This window comes from Streptomyces sp. TRM64462 (assembly GCF_013362995.1).
Taxonomy (GTDB): Bacteria; Actinomycetota; Actinomycetes; order Streptomycetales; family Streptomycetaceae; genus Streptomyces.
In genome coordinates, this window is record NZ_JABWDV010000345.1 from 13,892 (window position 1) to 31,577 (window position 17,686).

The following is a 17,686-nucleotide window of genomic DNA, read 5'->3' on the forward strand; positions in this document are numbered from 1 at the left end:
GAAGGCGGGTCCGCTACCGGGCAGGGGGGTGGCAGTCGGGGCAGAGGCCGCTGAGCTCGAGCGTGTGCTCGACGTCGGCGAATCCGGAGGTGGCGCTGATGTGTTCGACCCAGAGTTCTACGGCGTCGGTGTCGACCGCCTGACTGCGGCTGCAGCGGCGGCAGATGAGGTAGTGGCGGTGCCCCGACGGCGATCGCCATCGGTACAGCCGCTCGCCGTCCGTGTCGCGGACGGTGTCGAGTCGTCCTCCGCGGTCGAGCGCCTGCAGTGTGCGGTAGACGGTACTGAGTCCCACCTGGAGGCCGGAGGCGGTCATCCTGGTGTACAGCTGCTGCGCGGAGACGAAGTCCTGGCAGGCGTCCAGGGCTTGCAGTACGTCGGCGCGCTTCTGTGTCGAGCGCGCGCCCACCCGCTGTCTCGTCGCGTCCGTCATCGCCGGCCTCCGGTTGACCTGGTCCTCGCTCCGATGCGGGCATGCTAAATGACAATGATTACCAGGACTATTAAGCGGGGCTGGGCCTGACGTCGACAGCCGTCTCTCCGTCAGCGCACCCGGCGGTCCTCCACCGGAGCCGCGGCGCACCTCCGAGGGCTGCCCCGGCGACGGCGCTGTTGTGGACGGACCGCGTCGCTGCGGCCATGGCCGTTGGACGTAGCCGCTGCCGCGCCGGTGCTCAGACGGTGTGGTGGGCGAGTGCGGCGTGCGGGTCGGCACCGACGGGGGTGTGGTCGGTGTGCACGGTCGCGGCGGTCAGACGGGGTACGGCGTGGATGAGGGCGTGCTCGGCGGCGACGGCGATGCGGTGGGCCTGGACGACGGTCAGGTGCGGGTCGACGACGATCTCGGCTTCGGCGCGCAGTGCGTGACCGATCCACCGCATGCGCACCTGCCCGGTGGCGCGTACGCCGTCGACACTCCGCAGGGCTGTCCGGGCGGCGGCGACGAGGCCGGGGTCGACGGAGTCCATCAGGCGGCGGTAGACCTCACGAGCGGCGTCCTTGAGGACCGCCAGGATGGCGAGGGTGATGAGCAGCCCGACGACGGGGTCCGCCGCGCGCCAGCCGAGTGCGGCGCCGCCCGCGCTCAGGAGGACCGCCAGGGAGGTGAATCCGTCGGTGCGGGCGTGCAGGCCGTCGGCGACCAGCGCCGCCGAGCCGATGCGTCGCCCGGTGCGGATGCGGTAGCGGGCCACCCATTCGTTGCCGAGGAAGCCGACGAGCGCGGCGCCGGAGACGGCCCACAGGTGGGTGACGTCACGGGGGTGGATCAGCCGGTCCACGGCCGCGTAGGCCGCCAGGGCCGCGGACGCGGCGATGGTCACGACGATGACGACACCGGCCAGGTCCTCGGCGCGCCCGTAGCCGTACGTGTAGCGGGTGTTCGCCGCCCGTCGGCCGAGCAGGAAGGCGATCCCCAGCGGGACGGCGGTCAGCGCGTCGGCGGCGTTGTGAATGGTGTCACCCAACAGCGCGACCGAACCCGACCACGCGACGATCACGCCCTGGACCACGGTGGTGAGGCCCAGGACGACAAGTGAGATCCACAGTGTGCGCATCCCCTCGCGCGAGGTCTCCATCGCCGTGTCCACCCTGTCGGCGGCCTCGTGGCTGTGGGGCCTCACCAGGTGGGCGATTCGGTGGCGCAGGCGCGTGCGCCCGGACGTGCCCGAGCCGGGACCGTGGTCAGCGGCGGCGTGGCCGTGCCGATGCCCGTGGCCGTGCTGGTGCCCGTGGTCGTGGTGGCGGTCGTGTGCATGAGTGTGCCGATTCCCCTCCATGCGCCCCACCGTGGCACACGAACTCCCTTGCGGCTACAGCCGTCATACAGCCGATGACCAGGTGCGATGTCCTCGCAACAGCGTCGTTCGGGCGCGTGGTCCGGAGCCGTGCGTCGCACGAGGCGAAGGAAACCACGACCGACGGGTACGGCTCCGATATCATCCACGCGCCGACCGCCTGAACCCCCGCACGGCCCGAACCCCCCACGCCCCGCACGGCCTCGTTCCGCCCCCGAACGAAGGGTTCCGCCGCCATGACCGCCACCGTCCCCCCGACACCGCCCCCGACCCCGCCCCCCGCCCCTCGCATACCGGAAGCCGCCGGACGCGTCGAGCTCGCGCCGGGCGCCGTCCCCGGCGACAGCCGCTTCGCCAACGAGGACCTGCTGCCCGTCCCCGTCGCGCGGCGCCGCTGGACCACCTACAACTTCGCCGCGCTGTGGGTCGGCATGGCCCACAACATCCCCTCCTGGATGCTGGCCTCCGGACTCGTCGCCCTCGGCATGGACTGGAAACAGGCCGTCCTCACCATCGCGCTCGCCAACGTCATCGTGCTGCTGCCGATGCTGCTCACCGGGCACGCCGGGCCCAAGTACGGCATCCCCTTCCCGGTGCTGGCGCGGGCCTCGTTCGGGCTGCGGGGCGCGAACCTGCCCGCGCTGATCCGCGCCGGGGTGGCCTGCGCGTGGTTCGGCATCCAGACGTGGATCGGCGGGCAGGGTATCTTCCTGCTCCTCGGCAAGCTCTTCGGCGGCTGGGCCGAGGCCGCCCGGATCGGCGGTCAGCCGTGGACGCTCTGGGTGTGCTTCGTCCTCTTCTGGGTGCTCGAACTGGCCATCATCTACCGGGGCATGGACGCGCTGCGCCGGTTCGAGAACTGGGCGGCGCCCTTCGTCATCGTCGGCGCGTTCGTGCTGCTCGCGTGGGTCGTCGCCAAGGCGGGCGGGCTCGGGCCGCTGCTCGGCCAGCCGTCCCGGCTGGGCTGGGGCGCCGACTTCTGGCCCGTCTTCTTCCCGTCCCTCATGGCGATGATCGCGTTCTGGGCGACGCTGAGCCTGAACATCCCCGACTTCACCCGGTTCGGCGCCGGGCAGCGCGCCCAGGTGTGGGGCCAGACGCTCGGACTGCCCACGACGATGACGCTGTTCGCGCTGCTGTCGGTCCTCGTCACCTCTGGTTCGCAGGCCGTGTACGGGGCGCCCCTGTGGGACCCGGTGGAGCTGGCCGCCCGCACCGACAACGTCTTCGGGCTGCTGTTCGCCCTGGTGACGGTGCTCGTCGCCACGATCTCGGTGAACATCGCCGCGAACGTCGTCTCACCCGCGTACGACCTGGCCAATCTCGCCCCCAAGCTGATCAGCTTCCGCACAGGGGCGCTCGTGACCGGTGTGGTCGGCGTGGTGATCATGCCGTGGAAGCTGACGGCGACGCCCGAGCTGTACATCTTCACCTGGCTGGGACTGGTCGGCGGGCTTCTCGGCACGGTCGCCGGCATCCTCATCGCGGACTACTGGATCGTCCGCAGGACCGTGCTGGACCTCGCCGACCTGTACCGGCCGGGCGGCCGCTACTGGTACCGGGGCGGCTGGAACCCGGCCGCCGTGGCCGCCTTCGCGGTCGGCGGGGTGCTGGCGGTGGGCGGGTCGCACTCGGCGCCGGGCAAGGGGCCGTTCCCCGAGGACGGGCTGATCCCGTTCCTGAAGCCGTTCGCGGACTACGGCTGGGCGGTGGGCCTCGCGGCGTCGCTGCTGCTGTACGTGGCGCTGATGCGGGGCCGCGCGGAAGCTGAGGTGGGGCCGCGCGGGAGCTGACACGGAGGTTACGCGCCAGTAGGCTCCGCTGGCATGACCACCCCCCGCACCGCCGCAGCGGACCTCGGACTCACCGGCCAGGCAAGGGAGTTGAGGGACGGTAACGTCACATCGGCCGCCCTGGTGCGGGCCGCGCTCGACCGGATCGAGGCGACCCGCACCACCCTGAACGCCTTCCGTTGCGTACGGACCGATGCCGCTCTCGCGGAGGCCGCCGAGGCCGACCGGCGGCTCGCGGCGGGGGACAGGGCGCCCCTCCTCGGCGTACCGGTCGCCGTCAAGGACGACACCGACGTCGCGGGACTCCCCACCCGCTTCGGCACCGCGGGCGACATCCCGCCCGCCACCGCCGACGGCGAGGCCGTGCGGCGGCTGCGCGCCGCCGGAGCCGTCGTCGTCGGCAAGACCAACACCTGCGAGCTCGGCCAGTGGGCGTTCACCGAAGGCCCCGCCTTCGGCGCGACCCGCAACCCCTGGAACCCCGGCCACACGCCTGGCGGCTCGTCCGGCGGCTCCGCCGCCGCCGTCGCCGCCGGACTCGTGCCCGCCGCGCTCGGCTCCGACGGCGCGGGCTCCATCCGCATCCCGGCCGCCTGGACCCACCTGGTCGGCATCAAACCGCAACGCGGCCGCGTCTCCGTCCACCCGTACGACGACTGCTTCGAAGGCCTCACGGTCAACGGCCCCCTGGCCCGTACGGTCGCCGACGCCGCGCTGCTGCTCGACGCGGCCGCGGGGGCGCACCCCCGCGAAGGGCTGCGGCTGCCCGCGATCGACGCGTCGGCGGCCGCCCGCCGCGACCCCGGGCGGCTGCGCGTCGCCCTCGCCTGGCGGCCGCCGTTCACGGCCACGCCCACGCCGCTGCACCCGGACGTACGCCGGGCGGTCACCGACCTGGCCGAGGCGCTCGCCCGGCTCGGCCACACCGTGGAGGAGGCCAGGCCCCGCTACGGCCTCATCGGCCTGGGCTTCCTGCCCCGCGCCACCGCCGGCATCGCCGCGTACGCCGACCGCCACCCGGACCCGCGGCTCCTGGACCCGCGCACCCGGGGCGCCACCCGCACCGGCCACCGCCTGGGCGGCGCCGTCCTGCGCGCCGCGCGCGCCCGCGAGGCCCGCCAACACCGCCGGATCGGCGCCCTGTTCACCGCGTACGACGTGATCCTCACGCCCACGACGGCCTCACCGCCCCCGCGCATCGGCACCTTCGACGGCATGAGCGCCCTGCGCACCGACACCACCATGGCCGCCGCCTGCCCCTACGCCTGGCCCTGGAACGTCCTGGGCTGGCCCGCCGTCAACGTGCCGGCCGGCTTCTCGGCGGCCGGCCTCCCCGTCGGCGCCCAACTCCTCGGCCCGGGAGGCGCCGAGGAACGCCTGATCTCCCTGGCCGCCCAACTGGAGTCCGACCGCCGCTGGTACACCCAGCGGCCGCCCGTGACGGGCGACCGGACGCGGGGCGGGAGGGACACCGGGCCGGCCTGACGGCGGCACACACGGAGCGTGTCGCAAAACGGCTCGCCCGCGTGGCCTCGGCGGTCCCGGGGCACGTCGAGACGCATATCCTGTCGGCGTCGGCCGCCGAACGACGGCCGACGGCCGACGAAGGGGTGCGAAGGTGCCGTCGATGCTCGATGCCGTCGTCGTGGGGGCGGGCCCGAACGGACTGACCGCCGCCGCCGAGCTCGCCCGGCGCGGCTACTCCGTCGCCGTGTTCGAGGCGCTGGACACGGTCGGCGGGGGAGCCCGTACCGAGGAGCTCACCCTTCCCGGCTACCGCCACGACCCGTGCTCCGCCGTCCACCCGCTCGGTGTCGGATCGCCCGCCTTCAAGAACCTGCCCCTGGACCGCTACGGCCTGGAGTGGCTGCACGCGGACCTGCCGATGGCGCACCCCTTCGACGACGGTACCGCCGCCGTGCTGTCGCGTTCCGTCGCCGAGACCGCCGCGTCCTTCGGGCCGCGGGACGCCGGGGCGTACCGGCGCCTGGTCGGCCCGTACCGCGGCAAGTGGGACACGCTGGCCCGGGACTTCATGTCGCTGCCGCTGACCGCGCTGCCCCGCGACCCGGTCACCCTCGCCCGCTTCGGCCTGGCGGGCCTGCCCCCGTCGACGTGGCTGATGCGGCGCTTCCGCGACGAGCCGGCCCGCGCGCTGTTCGCCGGGCTCGTCGCCCATGTCATCGCCCCGCTCGGCGGGATCGCCACCGGCGCGATCGGCCTCGTCTTCGCGCTCGCCGCGCACGCCAACGGCTGGCCGATGCCCCGGGGCGGCTCCCAGGCCATCTCGGACGCCCTCGCCGCGTACGTACGGGACCTCGGCGGCGCCGTCCACACCGACTACGAGGTCAAGCGGCTCGACGACCTGCCGCCCGCCCGCGCCTACGTCTTCGACACCTCGCCCACCGCGCTCGCCCGGATCGCGGGCCTCGGCCGCTTCTACGACGGCTACCGCTACGGAGCCGCCGCCTTCAAGATCGACTACGCGCTCGACGGCCCCGTCCCGTGGACCGCCGAGGAGCCCCGCCGCGCCGGTACGGTGCAGATCGGCCCCGGCAGCCGGGACATCGCCACGGCCCTGCGTCAGGCGTCGGGCGGTACGGCCCCGGAGGCACCGTTCCTCATCACGGCCCAGCCCAGCCTCGTCGACCCGTCCCGCGCGCCGGGCGGCAAGCACGTCTTCTGGGCGTACGGGCACGTCCCCAACGGCTGGCAGGGCGACCTCACCGAGGCGATAGAGCGCCAGATCGAACGCTTCGCCCCCGGGTTCCGCGACCTCGTCCTCGCCCGCGCCACGGCCGGGCCGCCCGAACTCGCCGCCCGCAACGCCAACTACGTGGGCGGCGACATCGCCTGCGGCGCCGCGAGCGGCCTCCAGCTGCTGCTCCGGCCGCGCGTGTCCCTCCGCCCGTACAGCACCCCGCACCCCGCCGTGTTCCTCTGCTCGTCCGCTACACCGCCCGGGCCCGGCGTGCACGGCATGTCGGGCCACAACGCAGCCAAGGCCGTCTGGCGCCACCTCAGGAAGAACGCATGAGCCACCACCGCCACCCCCACCACGCCCGCCTGACCCTGGTCCGCGGTGACATCACCCGGCAGGACGTCGACGCGGTCGTCAACGCCGCGAACTCGTCCCTCCTCGGCGGCGGAGGCGTCGACGGCGCCATCCACCGCGCCGGCGGCCCCGACATCCTCGACGACTGCCGCCGGCTGCGCGCCTCCTACTACGGCGGCGGCCTCCCCACCGGCCAGGCCGTCGCCACGACGGCGGGCCGCCTCCCGGCGCGCTGGGTCATCCACACGGTGGGCCCGGTGCACAGCCGCGACGAGGACCGCTCCGCCCTGCTCGCCTCCTGCTACCGCGAGTCGCTGCGCGTCGCCGACGAACTCGCCGCCCGGACCGTCGCGTTCCCCGCCATCTCGACCGGCGTGTACGGCTGGCCGATGGACGACGGCGCCCGCATCGCCGTCGAGACGGTGCGGGCCACGGAGACCGGGGTCGAGGAGGTCAGGTTCGTCCTCTTCGACGAAACGGCGTACGAGGCGTTCGCCCGGCACGTGCGCTGACGACGGCGGTGCGACGTCCGCGGGTTCGGGGAATCGCCGGTGGCCGACCGCCCGTACCGCGACGCCGTCGTGTGGGCGCTCAGAGGTCGAACTCGTGGGGCGGCAGGTCGAGGGTGTAGCAGGCTTCGCGGACGACGGCCTGTTCGGTCTTGTCGAAGTCGCCGTCGGCGCCGCCGATGACGATGCCGATCTGGATGACGGCGCGGGCCTCGGCGGGCTTCTTCTTCGCCTTGGCGATCTCCTGCATGACGCTGACCTTGCCGAGAGCGAAGTCGGCCGTCAGCTTCTCCAGGTTGGCCTCGAAGCGGCGGTGGAGGTCGTCGGCGGGGAAGTTGCGCAGGACGTCGTTGGTGGCGATGAGCTGGGCGACGCGCTGGCGCTCGGCGGGGTCGATCGTGCCGTCGGCGGCGGCGACGAGCGCGCACATGGCCATGCTGGCGTCGCGGAAGGCGCCGCTGGTGAGGTCGTTCTTCTTCGCCATGAGCTGGGTCTGCATCGTCGACGCGGACTCCTTGATGCGGTCCCACAGGGCCATGAGAACTCCTTCGTCACGCGCCCCGGGTGCGGGCGGTCCCGCCCCCGGCACGCTACTTCTACGCGAATGTAGAAGTTATCAGGTGCGGCGCGCGTCAGGGATGGGAGGGGTGCTCCCGGTGCGGGCAGCGGCCCGGTGCCGTGAGGAGGCGGCGCACCTGCTCGCCCGCTTCGGCGGCGTCCCGTGCCGTGGACGGGAAGAGGAGGCGCAGGTCGCACTGGCCGGCGTCGCCGTATTCGCAGCGCACGGTGATGCCGTGGCGGTCCAGGGCGAACGGCAGCACCCGGACCGCGCCCTGCGGCAGTCGGGGTCCGGCGAGCGTCAGCAGGTGGGCCACCATGTCCTCGTGGGCGTCCGCGAGATGGGTGAGCATGGCGGCCTCCTCGACGGCGAGCGGGTCGGGCGCGGCGAGCGCGACCTCGTCGAGGCCGACCTCCACCGCGCCCGCCGACGTCCGCAGCGTCACGCGCGCGGTGTCCAGGCGCAGCCGCCCGCTGCCATCGATGTGACCGTCGCCGTCTCCCGCCTCCGCCGGGGCCAGCCAGCCGGAGACGGTGACCCTGGCGCGTACGCGGTCGCGGACCGCGGTCGGGGCGATGTCCGTGAACTCCAGCAGCGCGGCGAGGCTGCCGCGCGGCGCGGTGGCGACCTGGGCGGCGAGCGGGCTGTCCGGCCGGGCGTGCAGGGTGATCCGCCCCTTCCGGCCGACGGTGTGCATGCCGATCAGGTCGTAGCTCTGGCCGTCGGTGGTGAGGGACAGGGAGATCGCACGGGCCAGTACGGACCGCACCCGCTCGGCGGCGGTCAGCTCGGGCAGGGTGGACGGTTCGGTGTCGGCTCGGGTGCTCAACGGGACTCCCTGCGGTACGGGTTGCATCGGAACGCCTCCATCCGTACAGCGGGCGCGCGCGAACGGCACCCCCTGAGGTGAGGTAAGGCTAACCTTACTTCACGGGGGTGTGGAGGTGGAACCCGTCATCCGGTCCGTCAGGCGGCCGGGCAGCGTCCCTCCGTGACCTCGGCCGAGAACCGCTCACGCGGCGCGAGCCTCACGCAGAACCGGTGCTCGCCGGAGCGCGTGGCGATGTCGTACACGTCCTCGCGCGGCGACTTCAGCGTCAGCTCGTCCGCCGGCCCCTCGCCCTGCTCGTCGGCCGTCTCGCGCAGGGTCAGCATGAAGTGCGAGTCGTCCGGGCGGTCCGGCACGCCCTGGCCGGACGCGGCGCTCGCGGCGGCCCGCTCGCGCCCCCACGCCTCCGCCACGTCGTCGACGACCGCGAGCACTTCGTCCCGGCTCCAGGACCTCGCGTCGACACCCGACGCTGCCCACAGGCCACAGCCCACCATCAGGGCGCAGAGCACGAGGAACCGCGCGCGGCCCTCCCGGCGCCTGACGGCGAGCCAGAGTCCCACGCAGGCCAGGGCGAAGCTGACGGCGATGAGCGGAAAGCCGATGACGTTCATGTGGTGGTTCCCCCGTGCTGTGGTCGGTGTGAGCAGCGGCCGTGCAGTGTACGGGGCGTGACAAATCTCCGGGCGGACGGGTGCCGGACCCGGGTAGGGTCGCAGTTGATCAGTTGATCAGTTGATCAGTTGATCGAGGGGATCGGTTGATCGAGGGGATCGGTACAGGGGGAAGCCGGAACATGACAGACGTACGCATTCGCAGGGCACGGGCCGCCGACGCGGAGGCGATCACGCGCGTGTTCCTGGCGTCGCGCGCCGCCGCCATGCCGTACCTGCCGCGTCTGCACAGCGACGAGGAGACCCGCGCCTGGATCGAGGCCGTCGTGCTGCCGGGCTGTGCCGTGTGGGTGGCCGAGCAGGGCGAAGGACCGGCCGGCGTCGTCGGGTTCGCGGCGCTCGACGGCACCGTGCTCGACCACCTCTACCTGCGGCCGGACGTACGGCGCCGGGGCATCGGCACCGCGCTCCTCGCGGCCGTACGGGCGGCGTCACCGCACGAGCTTTCGCTGCACGTCTTCCAGCGCAACGACGCCGCCCGCGCCTTCTACGAGCGGCACGGCTTCACCGCCGGCACGTTCGACGACGGCGGCCGCAACGAGGAGAACGAACCCGACGTCACCTATCACTGGACCGCCGCGGCCGGCTGAGCCGGAGCCGGAGCCCGGACCAGGACCACCTCCAGGGTCCTCGGGCCGTGGACGCCCTCCACCCGGTCCAGTTCGATGTCGCTCGTCGCCGAAGGGCCGGAGATCCACGTCAACGGGCGGCGCGGGTCGAGGCGTTCCAGGGCCTGCGGCACCGAGTCGACGACCTGGTCCGGGACCCGGACCACGCAGACGTGGTGGTCCGGTACGAGAGTGATACGGCGCCTGCCCTGGTCGGGCCCGCCGTCCAGCACGATCGTGCCGGTCTCCGCGATCGCCACCGCGCAGCCCGTGACGACGCTGTCCACCGCGTCCAGCTCACGCGCGGTGCTCCCCGCCAGGTCGTGGACCAGCGTCGCGTCCACGGCGGCCGTCCACGCGTGCGGCAGCCCCGGCGGGACCAGCACCGAGCGTGCGCCACGCGCGGCGAGCTGCCGGGCCAGCAGCCCCGGCAGCTCGTCCTCCGTGGCGCGGTGCACCAGGGCCCGGTAGTCGGCGAGGTTCCCGGCCAGGAGTTCGGCCGTCTCGTCCGTGGTCCTGTCGCCGTGGACACGGAGGTACGCGCGCTCCACGGGCGCGTCCGCCGGGCGCTCGGCCCTCGGCACGTCCGCCAGGGCACGGCGGATCCGCGCGAGGACACGATCCCTGCCGGAGTAGCCGGAATTCATCGGCCGTCGCCTCCTCTTGTGCGCTGCCACCAGTCACGGAACGACTCCTCCGGCACCTCCGGAAGCGCCCGCGTGTCCGTCCACGCCCGCCCCGGACCCGGGAGCCGCTCCGGGTGCAGGCGGCGGGTGCGGGACGCCAGTCGCTGCCCGGCCCGCAGCGCCGCCGGGTGGTCCAGGGCCCAGCGGGCCGCACGCATCGCCGCACGCTCCGCCGCGTGCCCCTTCGCGGGCCGCAGCGTGACCTTCGTACCGTTCCTCGTCACCTCGCCGCCCTGCACCACCCGCTCCCGCAGATGCACCAGCACCTCCGGGATGTCGATGGCCACGGGGCACACCTCGTAGCAGGCCCCGCACAGCGACGACGCGTACGGGAGCGAGGCGTCGACCTCGCCGGCCGTGCCGCGCAGCTGCGGCGTGAGGATCGCGCCGATCGGGCCCGGGTAGACGGAGCCGTACGCGTGGCCGCCGGCCCGCTCGTACACCGGGCAGACGTTCAGACAGGCCGAGCAGCGGATGCAGCGCAGCGCCTGCCGGCCCACCCCGTCGGCCAGGGTGTCCGTGCGCCCGTTGTCCAGCAGCACCAGGTGGAAGTCCTGCGGGCCGTCGGAGTCCGTCGTCCCCGTCCACGTACTCGTGTACGGGTTCATCCGCTCCGCCGTCGACGACCGGGGGAGCAACTGGAGGAACACCTCCAGGTCCTGCCACGTCGGCACCACCTTCTCGATCCCCACGACCGAGATCAGCGTCTCGGGGAGGGTCAGGCACATACGGCCGTTGCCCTCGGACTCCACGACCACCAGCGTGCCGGTCTCCGCCACCATGAAGTTGGCGCCCGAGACGCCCACCTTGGCGCGCAGGAACTTCTCCCGCAGATGCAGCCGTGCCGCCTCCGCCAGCTCCGCCGGGGTCTCCGTGAGCCCGTCCGGCGCCGGGCGGCCCCAACGGCCCATCTCCTCGCGGAAGATGTCGCGGATCTCGCCCCGGTTGCGGTGGATCGCCGGGACCAGGATGTGCGACGGGCGGTCCTCGCCCAACTGGACGATCAGCTCCGCCAGATCCGTCTCGTACGCGCGGATGCCCTCGGCCTCCAGCGCCTCGTTGAGGCCGATCTCCTGCGTCGCCATCGACTTGACCTTGACGACCTCGCGCTCCCCGGTCGCCTTCACCAGATACGTGACGATCCGGTTCGCCTCGTCCGCGTCGGCGGCCCAGTGGACCGTGCCGCCCGCCGCCGTGACCGCCTCCTCCAACTGCACCAGATAGTGGTCGAGGTGACGGAGCGTCCGGTCCTTGACGGCCTTGCCGGCGGCGCGCAACTCCTGCCAGTCCGCCAGCTCGGCGACGGCCTTCGCCCGCTTGTCGCGGATGGTGTGCGTGGCGTGCCGCAGATTGCCGCGCAGCGTCGGGTTCCGCACGGCGTCGTGCGCGGCCTTCGGGAAGGCGGGCATGCCGAGATACGTCCGGGGGTCGCCGCTCATACGTAGGGCTCCTGCTCGGTCGAGGCGAGGATCTCCGCCAGGTGCACGGGACGGACCGCCGCGCCCTGCCGGGCGAGCGTCCCGCCGATGTGCAGCAGACACGAGTTGTCGACCGTGCACACCATGTCGGCGCCGGTGGCCCGGATGGCGCGCACCTTGTCCGCGCCCATCGCCGCCGACACGTCCGCGTTCTTCACGGCGAACGTGCCGCCGAAGCCGCAGCACTCGTCGGCGCCCGGCAGCTCCCGCAGCTCCAGGCCCCCGACCCGCTCCAGGAGCCGGCGCGGCCGGTCCCGCAGGCCCAGCACCCGCAGCCCGTGACAGGTCGGGTGGTACGTGACCGTGTGCGGGAAGTACGCGCCGACGTCCGTCACACCGAGGACGTCGACGAGGAACTCGGTCAGCTCGAACGTCCGGGGCACGGCCCGCGCGGCCGCGTCGGCCAGCTCACGGCCACGGTGCTCGGCCGCGGCCTTCGCGCCGATGCGCGGGTAGTTGTCGCGGACCATGGCGGCGCAGGATCCGGAGGGCGTGACCACGTAGTCGTAGCCCTCGAAGGCCGCGTCGAAACGCCGTACGAGCGGCTCGGTCTCGTGGCGGTAGCCGGTGTTGAACTGGGGCTGGCCGCAGCAGCTCTGCGCCGCGGGGAAGTCGACGTCGACGCCGAGGCGCTCCAGCAGCCGGACCACGGCCTGCCCGGTGCGGGGGAAGAGGGTGTCGTTGACGCAGGTGACGAAGAGGGCTACGCGCACGTCTCGTCCTCCTTCTCCGTCTGCCGCTCCGTCCGCTGCTCTGTCCGCTCCGCGATCCGGGACGCGGCCTCGTCCCAGGCCGCACGGCCGCCTGACGGATCGTAGTACCGCAGCGGCTGCGTCGCGCGGAGCAGCGCCCGCAGCTCCGGCAGGCCCCCGCCGATCACGCCGGCCGCGCGCGCCTGGACCAGGACGTTGCCGAGGGCGGCCGCCTCCGCGGGGCCCGCGACGACCGGCAGGCCGGTCGCGTCCGCCGTCAGCCGGCAGAGCAGCGCGTTGTACGCGCCGCCGCCGACGATGTGCACGGTGCCGACGGACCGGCCCGACAGCCGCCGCGCCTCGTCGACGGCCCGGCGGTGCGCCAGCGCGAGGGAGTCCAGGACACAGCGCGTGAACTCGGCCGGGGTGCGCGGCACCGGCTGCCCGGTGCGGGCGCACGCGTCCGCGATACGGCGCGGCATGTCGTCCGGGGCCAGGAAGGCGGGGTCGCCCGCGTCGACGACCGAACGGAGCGGCTCGGCCTCCGCGGCCCCGGCGAGGAGAGCGTCGAGATCCTGCGGGCGGCCCTGCGCCTCCCAGGCGCGCAGGCACTCCTGGAGCAGCCACAGGCCCATGATGTTGCGGAGGTAGCGGACGGTGCCGTCCACGCCCAGCTCGTTGGTGAAGTTCGCGGCGCGGGACGCCTCGGTGAGGACCGGCGCGTCCAGCTCGACCCCGGCGAGCGACCAGGTGCCGGTCGCGATGTACGCGAAGTCGTCCCCGGCCGCCGGGACCCCGACGACCGCCGACGCCGTGTCGTGCGACCCGACGGCCGTCACCGGGACCGGGCCTTCGAGCCCCGTCTCGGCCAGGACGTGGGGCAGCAGCAGCCCGGCGGGATCCCCGGGCCCGCGGAGCGGCGGGAACAGACCGACGTCGATCCCGAGCCGGGCGGCCACGGTGGGGGACCAGTCGCGGGTACGCGGATCGAGGAGCTGCGTCGTCGACGCGTTCGTGATCTCCGTACCCGCCTCGCCCGTGAGCCAGTACGCGATGAGGTCCGGGATCAGCAGGGCGCGCCGCGCCGCCGCGAACTGGGGCGTGCCCTGGGCGGCGACCAACTGGTACACGGTGTTGAACGGCAGGTGCTGAAGCCCGGTCGCCGCGTACAGCTCATCGGGCGGAAGCACGGCGGCGACCTTCTCGGCGGTGCCGTCGGTGCGGGCGTCGCGGTAGTGGACGGGGTTGCCGAGGAGGGCGCCCGTGGCGTCGAGGAGCCCGTGGTCGACGGCCCAGCTGTCGACCCCGACCCCGTCGAGCCGGCCCCCCGCGGCGGCACCCGCCGCCCGCAGGCCGTCCAGGACGCCGCGGTACAGGGCCAGGATGTCCCAGTGCAGGGCCCCGGCGACCCGGACGGGCCGGTTGGGGAAGCGGTGGACCTCCTCGATCTCCAGGGTGTCCGGGGTGACGCGGGCGAGTATGACGCGCCCGCTGGATGCGCCGAGGTCGACGGCGGCGAAGGTGGATGGCATGGGGTCCTCGGTGGGTGGTGGTCAACCGGGGGCTCCGCCCCCGGACGCCCGTATCGCGCCTGGACGGCGCTTGTCCTCAATCGCCGGACGGGCTCGCATTGAGCCCCTCCGGCGTTTGAGGAGCGGGGGTTCGGGGGCGGAGCCCCCGATTCGGGAAGGGGCGGGGTGGGGGATGAATCAGCGCAGGAACGCCGCCGCCACGCCCGCGTCCACCGGAATGTGGAGGCCCGTCGTGTGCGTGAGCTCCCCGCCCGTCAGGGCGAACACCGCGTTCGCGACGTGCTCCGGCAGCACCTCCCGCTTCAGCAGCGTCCGCTGGGCGTAGAACTCGCCCAGCTTCTCCTCCTCCACGCCGTACACCGCCGCCCGCTGCGCCCCCCAGCCGCCCGCGAAGATCCCGGAGCCGCGCACCACACCGTCCGGGTTGACGCCGTTGACGCGGATGCCGTGCTCGCCCAGTTCGGCGGCGAGCAGCCGCACCTGGTGCGCCTGGTCGGCCTTCGTCGCGCCGTACGCGACGTTGTTGGGCCCCGCGAAGACACCGTTCTTGGACGCGATGTACACGATGTCGCCGCCCACGCCCTGCGCGATCATCACCCGCGCCGCCTCCCGGGACACCAGGAAGGAACCGCGCGCCATGATGTCGTGCTGGAGGTCCCAGTCGCGGGCCGACGTCTCCAGGAGCGGCTTGGACACGGAGACGCCGGCGTTGTTCACCACCAGGTCCACGCCGCCGAACGCCAGCAGCGCCGCGCGGAACGCCGCAGCGATCTGCTCCTCGCTCGTGACGTCCACGGTGACGGCCACCGCCCGGTCGGGCCCGCCGAGCTCGTCCGCGACGGCCGCCGCGTTCTCCGCGTTCAGGTCGGCGACGACCACGCACGCGCCCTCGGCGACGAGCCGCCGCGCGATGGCCCGGCCGATGCCGGAGCCCGCGCCCGTCACCAGCGCGATCCTCGCCGCCAGCGGCTTCGGCTTCGGCATGCGCCGCAGCTTCGCCTCCTCCAGCTCCCAGTACTCGATGCGGAACTTCTCCCGCTCCTCGATCGGCGCGTACGACGACACGGCCTCCGCGCCGCGCATGACGTTGACGGCGTTGACGTAGAACTCGCCCGCCACGCGCGCGGTCTGCTTGTCCTTGCCGTACGAGAACATGCCGACGCCCGGCACCAGCACGATCGCCGGGTCGGCGCCGCGCATCGCGGGCGAGTCGGGCGCGGCGTGCCGTTCGTAGTACGCGCGGTACTCGTCGCGGTAGGCGACATGCAGCGCCTTGAGGCGCGCCACGGCCTCCTCCAGGGGCGCGGACGGCGGCAGGTCCAGGACCAGGGGCCTGACCTTCGTACGGAGGAAGTGGTCCGGGCAGGACGTGCCGAGGGCCGCGAGGCGCGGGTGCTCGGCGCGTGAGACGAAGTCCAGGACGGCTTCGGCGTCGTTGAAGTGGCCGACCTGGGGCCGGTCCGCGGACGCGATCGCCCGGATGTACGGGGCGAGCGCGGCCGCCCGTTCCCGGCGCGCGTCCGCCGGCAGCGACTCGTACCCCTCCAGGACCGGGCCGAACGGCTCGGGCCTGCCGTGCTGCGCGAGGAACGTCTCCGCCGTGCGGATGATGGAGAGGGAGTTGGCCTCGCACTCCTCGCTGGTGGCGCCCCACGCCGTGATGCCGTGTCCGCCCAGGACGCAGCCGATCGCCTGCGGGTTGGCCTCCTTCACGGCGGCGATGTCCAGGCCGAGCTGGAAGCCGGGCCGCCGCCACGGCACCCACACCACCTTGTCGCCGAAGCACTCGGCGGTCAGCTTCTCGCCGTCGGCGGCGCAGGCCAGGGCGATGCCCGAGTCCGGGTGGAGGTGGTCGACGTGGGCGGCGTCGACCAGGCCGTGCATGGCGGTGTCGATCGAGGGGGCGGCGCCGCCCTTGCCGTGGAGGCAGTAGTCGAACGCGGCGACCATCTCGTCCTCGCGCTCCACACCCGGGTACACGCCGGTCAGCGCCCGCAGCCGGTCCAGGCGCAGGGCCGCGAGACCGGACTCCCTCAGCGTGCCGAGGTCGCCGCCGGAGCCCTTCACCCACATCAGCTCGACGTCGCCGCCGGTCACCGGATCGCTCGCGGTGCCCTTGGCCGAGGTGTTGCCGCCCGCGTAGTTGGTGTTGCGGGGGTCGGCGCCCAGCCGGTTCGAACGCTCCAGCAGGTCCTTCACCGCTTCGTGCTGTCGCTGTCGCTGTCGCTGCCACTCTGCCATGACCTTCACGCTCCCCATCCGGCCTGGGTCCCGCCCACGCGCTCGTCGACGATCTGCTGCGCCCAGCCCGAGCGGTGGTAGGCCGCGATCGGGTCCGGGTCGATGCCCAGCTCGTCGCGCACCTCGGCGAGCAGCGGACGGACATCGGTGTTGTACGCGTCCATCAGGACGGCGTTGGCGGCGAGGACGTCGCCGGCTGCCTGCGCGGCGGACAGGGCGTCGGCGTCCACCAGCAGCGCCTTGGCGGTGGCCTCCTGGACGTTCATCACGGAGCGGATGATCGCCGGTATCTTCGCCTCGATGTTGTGGCACTGGTCGAGCATGAACGCCACGTCGGCGCCGAAGCCCCCGCCCCGTACCACCTCGTACATGATCCGGAACAGCTGGAACGGGTCGGCGGCGCCCACCATGAGGTCGTCGTCGGCGTAGAAGCGCGAGTTGAAGTCGAAGCCGCCGAGCTTCCCCTCGCGCAGCAGCAGCGCCACGATGAACTCGATGTTGGTGCCGGGCGCGTGGTGGCCGGTGTCGACGACGACGCGCGCCTTCTCGCCGAGCTTCAGGCAGTGCGCGTACGCCGTGCCCCAGTCGGGGACGTCCGTCGTGTAGAAGGCCGGCTCGAAGAACTTGTACTCCAGCAGCATCCGCTGGTCGTCGCCGAGCCGCTCGTACACGGCGGCGAGGGCCTCGGCGAGCCGGTCCTGGCGGGCGCGGATGTCGTCCTGGCCGGGGTAGTTCGTACCGTCCGAGAACCACAGCTTCAGGTCGCGGGAGCCGGTGGCGTCCATGATGTCGACGCACTCCAGCAGATGGTCCAGGGCCTTGCGGCGGACCTTCGCGTCGGGGTGGCAGACGCTGCCGAGCCTGTAGTCGTCGTCCTGGAAGACGTTGGAGTTGATCGTCCCGAGCCTCAGGCCGCGCTCCTCGGCGTGCCGGGCGAGGGCCGCGTAGTCGTCGACCCTGTCCCAGGGGATGTGCAGCGCGACGGTCGGCGCGGCCCCGGTGTGCTGGTGGACGCGGGCCGCGTCGTCCAGCTTCTCCTGAGGGGTGCGCGGGACACCGGCCTGTGCGAACACCTTGAAGCGGGTCCCCGAGTTCCCGTACGCCCAGGACGGTGTCTCGATGGCCTGGGCCCGCAGGGCTGCCTTCACAGCGGAGACGTCGGATCGGCTCGTCATCGTCAGCGCTCCTGATTAATGAATCGTTTCATTGGCGTGAAGCTATGGGCGCCCGCCGT

At 73.3% G+C, this 17,686-nt stretch carries 17 protein-coding genes; 5 read left to right on the forward strand and 12 right to left on the reverse strand.

The genetic code is table 11. From position 1 onward, the window contains the following. Positions 1 to 13: 13 nt before the first annotated feature. The 3 genes from HTZ82_RS18145 to HTZ82_RS33090 all read right to left on the reverse strand — a co-directional run bounded on the left by HTZ82_RS18145 (position 14) and on the right by HTZ82_RS33090 (position 1,756). A complete protein-coding gene (locus HTZ82_RS18145) occupies positions 14 to 433 on the reverse strand; it encodes a Fur family transcriptional regulator (RefSeq protein ID WP_217624282.1) in 420 nt (139 codons plus the stop codon). A gap of 241 nt (positions 434 to 674) precedes the next feature. Continuing rightward, positions 675 to 1,622: a cation diffusion facilitator family transporter gene (locus HTZ82_RS18150; RefSeq protein WP_375540831.1), complete on the reverse strand. Its 948-nt coding sequence runs from the start codon at positions 1,620 to 1,622 to the stop codon at positions 675 to 677. Further along, positions 1,619 to 1,756, reverse strand: coding sequence for a hypothetical protein (locus HTZ82_RS33090; protein ID WP_375540832.1), 138 nt, complete (start codon positions 1,754 to 1,756; stop codon positions 1,619 to 1,621). The genes HTZ82_RS18150 and HTZ82_RS33090 overlap by 4 nt, the downstream gene beginning before the upstream one ends. Positions 1,757 to 2,032: 276 nt before the next feature. Between HTZ82_RS33090 and HTZ82_RS18155 the strand changes: the two genes are divergently transcribed. The 4 genes from HTZ82_RS18155 (at position 2,033) to HTZ82_RS18170 (ending at position 7,156) form a co-directional block, all read left to right on the forward strand. Beyond that, entirely contained in the window at positions 2,033 to 3,589 is a 1,557-nt protein-coding gene (locus HTZ82_RS18155; RefSeq protein WP_175410453.1) for an NCS1 family nucleobase:cation symporter-1, read from the forward strand. Positions 3,590 to 3,622: 33 nt separating this feature from the next. Then, the gene (locus tag HTZ82_RS18160; RefSeq protein WP_175410454.1) at positions 3,623 to 5,074 is read left to right on the forward strand and encodes an amidase; all 1,452 of its coding nucleotides are present in this window, start codon (positions 3,623 to 3,625) and stop codon (positions 5,072 to 5,074) included. Between the two features lie 133 nt (positions 5,075 to 5,207). Then, entirely contained in the window at positions 5,208 to 6,626 is a 1,419-nt protein-coding gene (locus tag HTZ82_RS18165) for an NAD(P)/FAD-dependent oxidoreductase (RefSeq protein ID WP_175410455.1), read from the forward strand. Next, complete coding sequence (locus tag HTZ82_RS18170; RefSeq protein ID WP_175410456.1) at positions 6,623 to 7,156, forward strand: O-acetyl-ADP-ribose deacetylase; 534 nt, start codon at positions 6,623 to 6,625, stop codon at positions 7,154 to 7,156. The genes HTZ82_RS18165 and HTZ82_RS18170 overlap by 4 nt, the downstream gene beginning before the upstream one ends. Before the next feature lie 79 nt (positions 7,157 to 7,235). Here HTZ82_RS18170 and HTZ82_RS18175 read toward each other — a convergent pair whose 3' ends face one another. The 3 genes from HTZ82_RS18175 to HTZ82_RS18185 form a co-directional block, all read right to left on the reverse strand. Further along, complete coding sequence (locus tag HTZ82_RS18175) at positions 7,236 to 7,691, reverse strand: tellurite resistance TerB family protein (RefSeq protein ID WP_175410457.1); 456 nt, start codon at positions 7,689 to 7,691, stop codon at positions 7,236 to 7,238. Between the two features lie 94 nt (positions 7,692 to 7,785). Then, positions 7,786 to 8,541, reverse strand: coding sequence for a DUF2470 domain-containing protein (locus HTZ82_RS18180; RefSeq protein ID WP_175410458.1), 756 nt, complete (start codon positions 8,539 to 8,541; stop codon positions 7,786 to 7,788). 137 nt (positions 8,542 to 8,678) lie between these two features. Next, positions 8,679 to 9,155 carry a hypothetical protein gene (locus tag HTZ82_RS18185; protein ID WP_175410459.1) on the reverse strand — a complete coding sequence of 159 codons (477 nt, stop codon included), beginning with the start codon at positions 9,153 to 9,155 and terminating at the stop codon, positions 8,679 to 8,681. A gap of 182 nt (positions 9,156 to 9,337) precedes the next feature. On the opposite strand from HTZ82_RS18185, the gene HTZ82_RS18190 reads away from it, so the two are divergent. Further along, on the forward strand, positions 9,338 to 9,805 hold the full coding sequence (locus tag HTZ82_RS18190; protein WP_175410460.1) for a GNAT family N-acetyltransferase: 468 nt from the start codon (positions 9,338 to 9,340) through the stop codon (positions 9,803 to 9,805). On the opposite strand, the gene HTZ82_RS18195 is transcribed toward HTZ82_RS18190, so the two are convergent. From HTZ82_RS18195 to rhaI, 6 genes are all read right to left on the reverse strand, one after another. Further along, a complete protein-coding gene (locus tag HTZ82_RS18195) occupies positions 9,781 to 10,470 on the reverse strand; it encodes a lactate utilization protein C (protein WP_175410461.1) in 690 nt (229 codons plus the stop codon). The genes HTZ82_RS18190 and HTZ82_RS18195 overlap by 25 nt on opposite strands. Then, positions 10,467 to 11,948 (reverse strand): LutB/LldF family L-lactate oxidation iron-sulfur protein, encoded by a 1,482-nt coding sequence (locus HTZ82_RS18200; protein ID WP_175410462.1) that lies wholly within the window; start codon positions 11,946 to 11,948, stop codon positions 10,467 to 10,469. Before HTZ82_RS18200 ends, HTZ82_RS18195 begins: the two co-directional genes overlap by 4 nt. Then, positions 11,945 to 12,700 (reverse strand): (Fe-S)-binding protein, encoded by a 756-nt coding sequence (locus tag HTZ82_RS18205; protein WP_175410463.1) that lies wholly within the window; start codon positions 12,698 to 12,700, stop codon positions 11,945 to 11,947. Before HTZ82_RS18205 ends, HTZ82_RS18200 begins: the two co-directional genes overlap by 4 nt. Next, on the reverse strand, positions 12,691 to 14,211 hold the full coding sequence (locus tag HTZ82_RS18210; protein ID WP_175410464.1) for a rhamnulokinase family protein: 1,521 nt from the start codon (positions 14,209 to 14,211) through the stop codon (positions 12,691 to 12,693). The genes HTZ82_RS18205 and HTZ82_RS18210 overlap by 10 nt, the downstream gene beginning before the upstream one ends. 177 nt (positions 14,212 to 14,388) lie before the next feature. Beyond that, positions 14,389 to 16,452 carry a bifunctional aldolase/short-chain dehydrogenase gene (locus HTZ82_RS18215; RefSeq protein ID WP_175410465.1) on the reverse strand — a complete coding sequence of 688 codons (2,064 nt, stop codon included), beginning with the start codon at positions 16,450 to 16,452 and terminating at the stop codon, positions 14,389 to 14,391. 5 nt (positions 16,453 to 16,457) lie between these two features. Next, positions 16,458 to 17,627, reverse strand: coding sequence for an L-rhamnose isomerase (gene rhaI, locus HTZ82_RS18220; protein WP_175410466.1), 1,170 nt, complete (start codon positions 17,625 to 17,627; stop codon positions 16,458 to 16,460). Positions 17,628 to 17,686 lie beyond the last annotated feature (59 nt).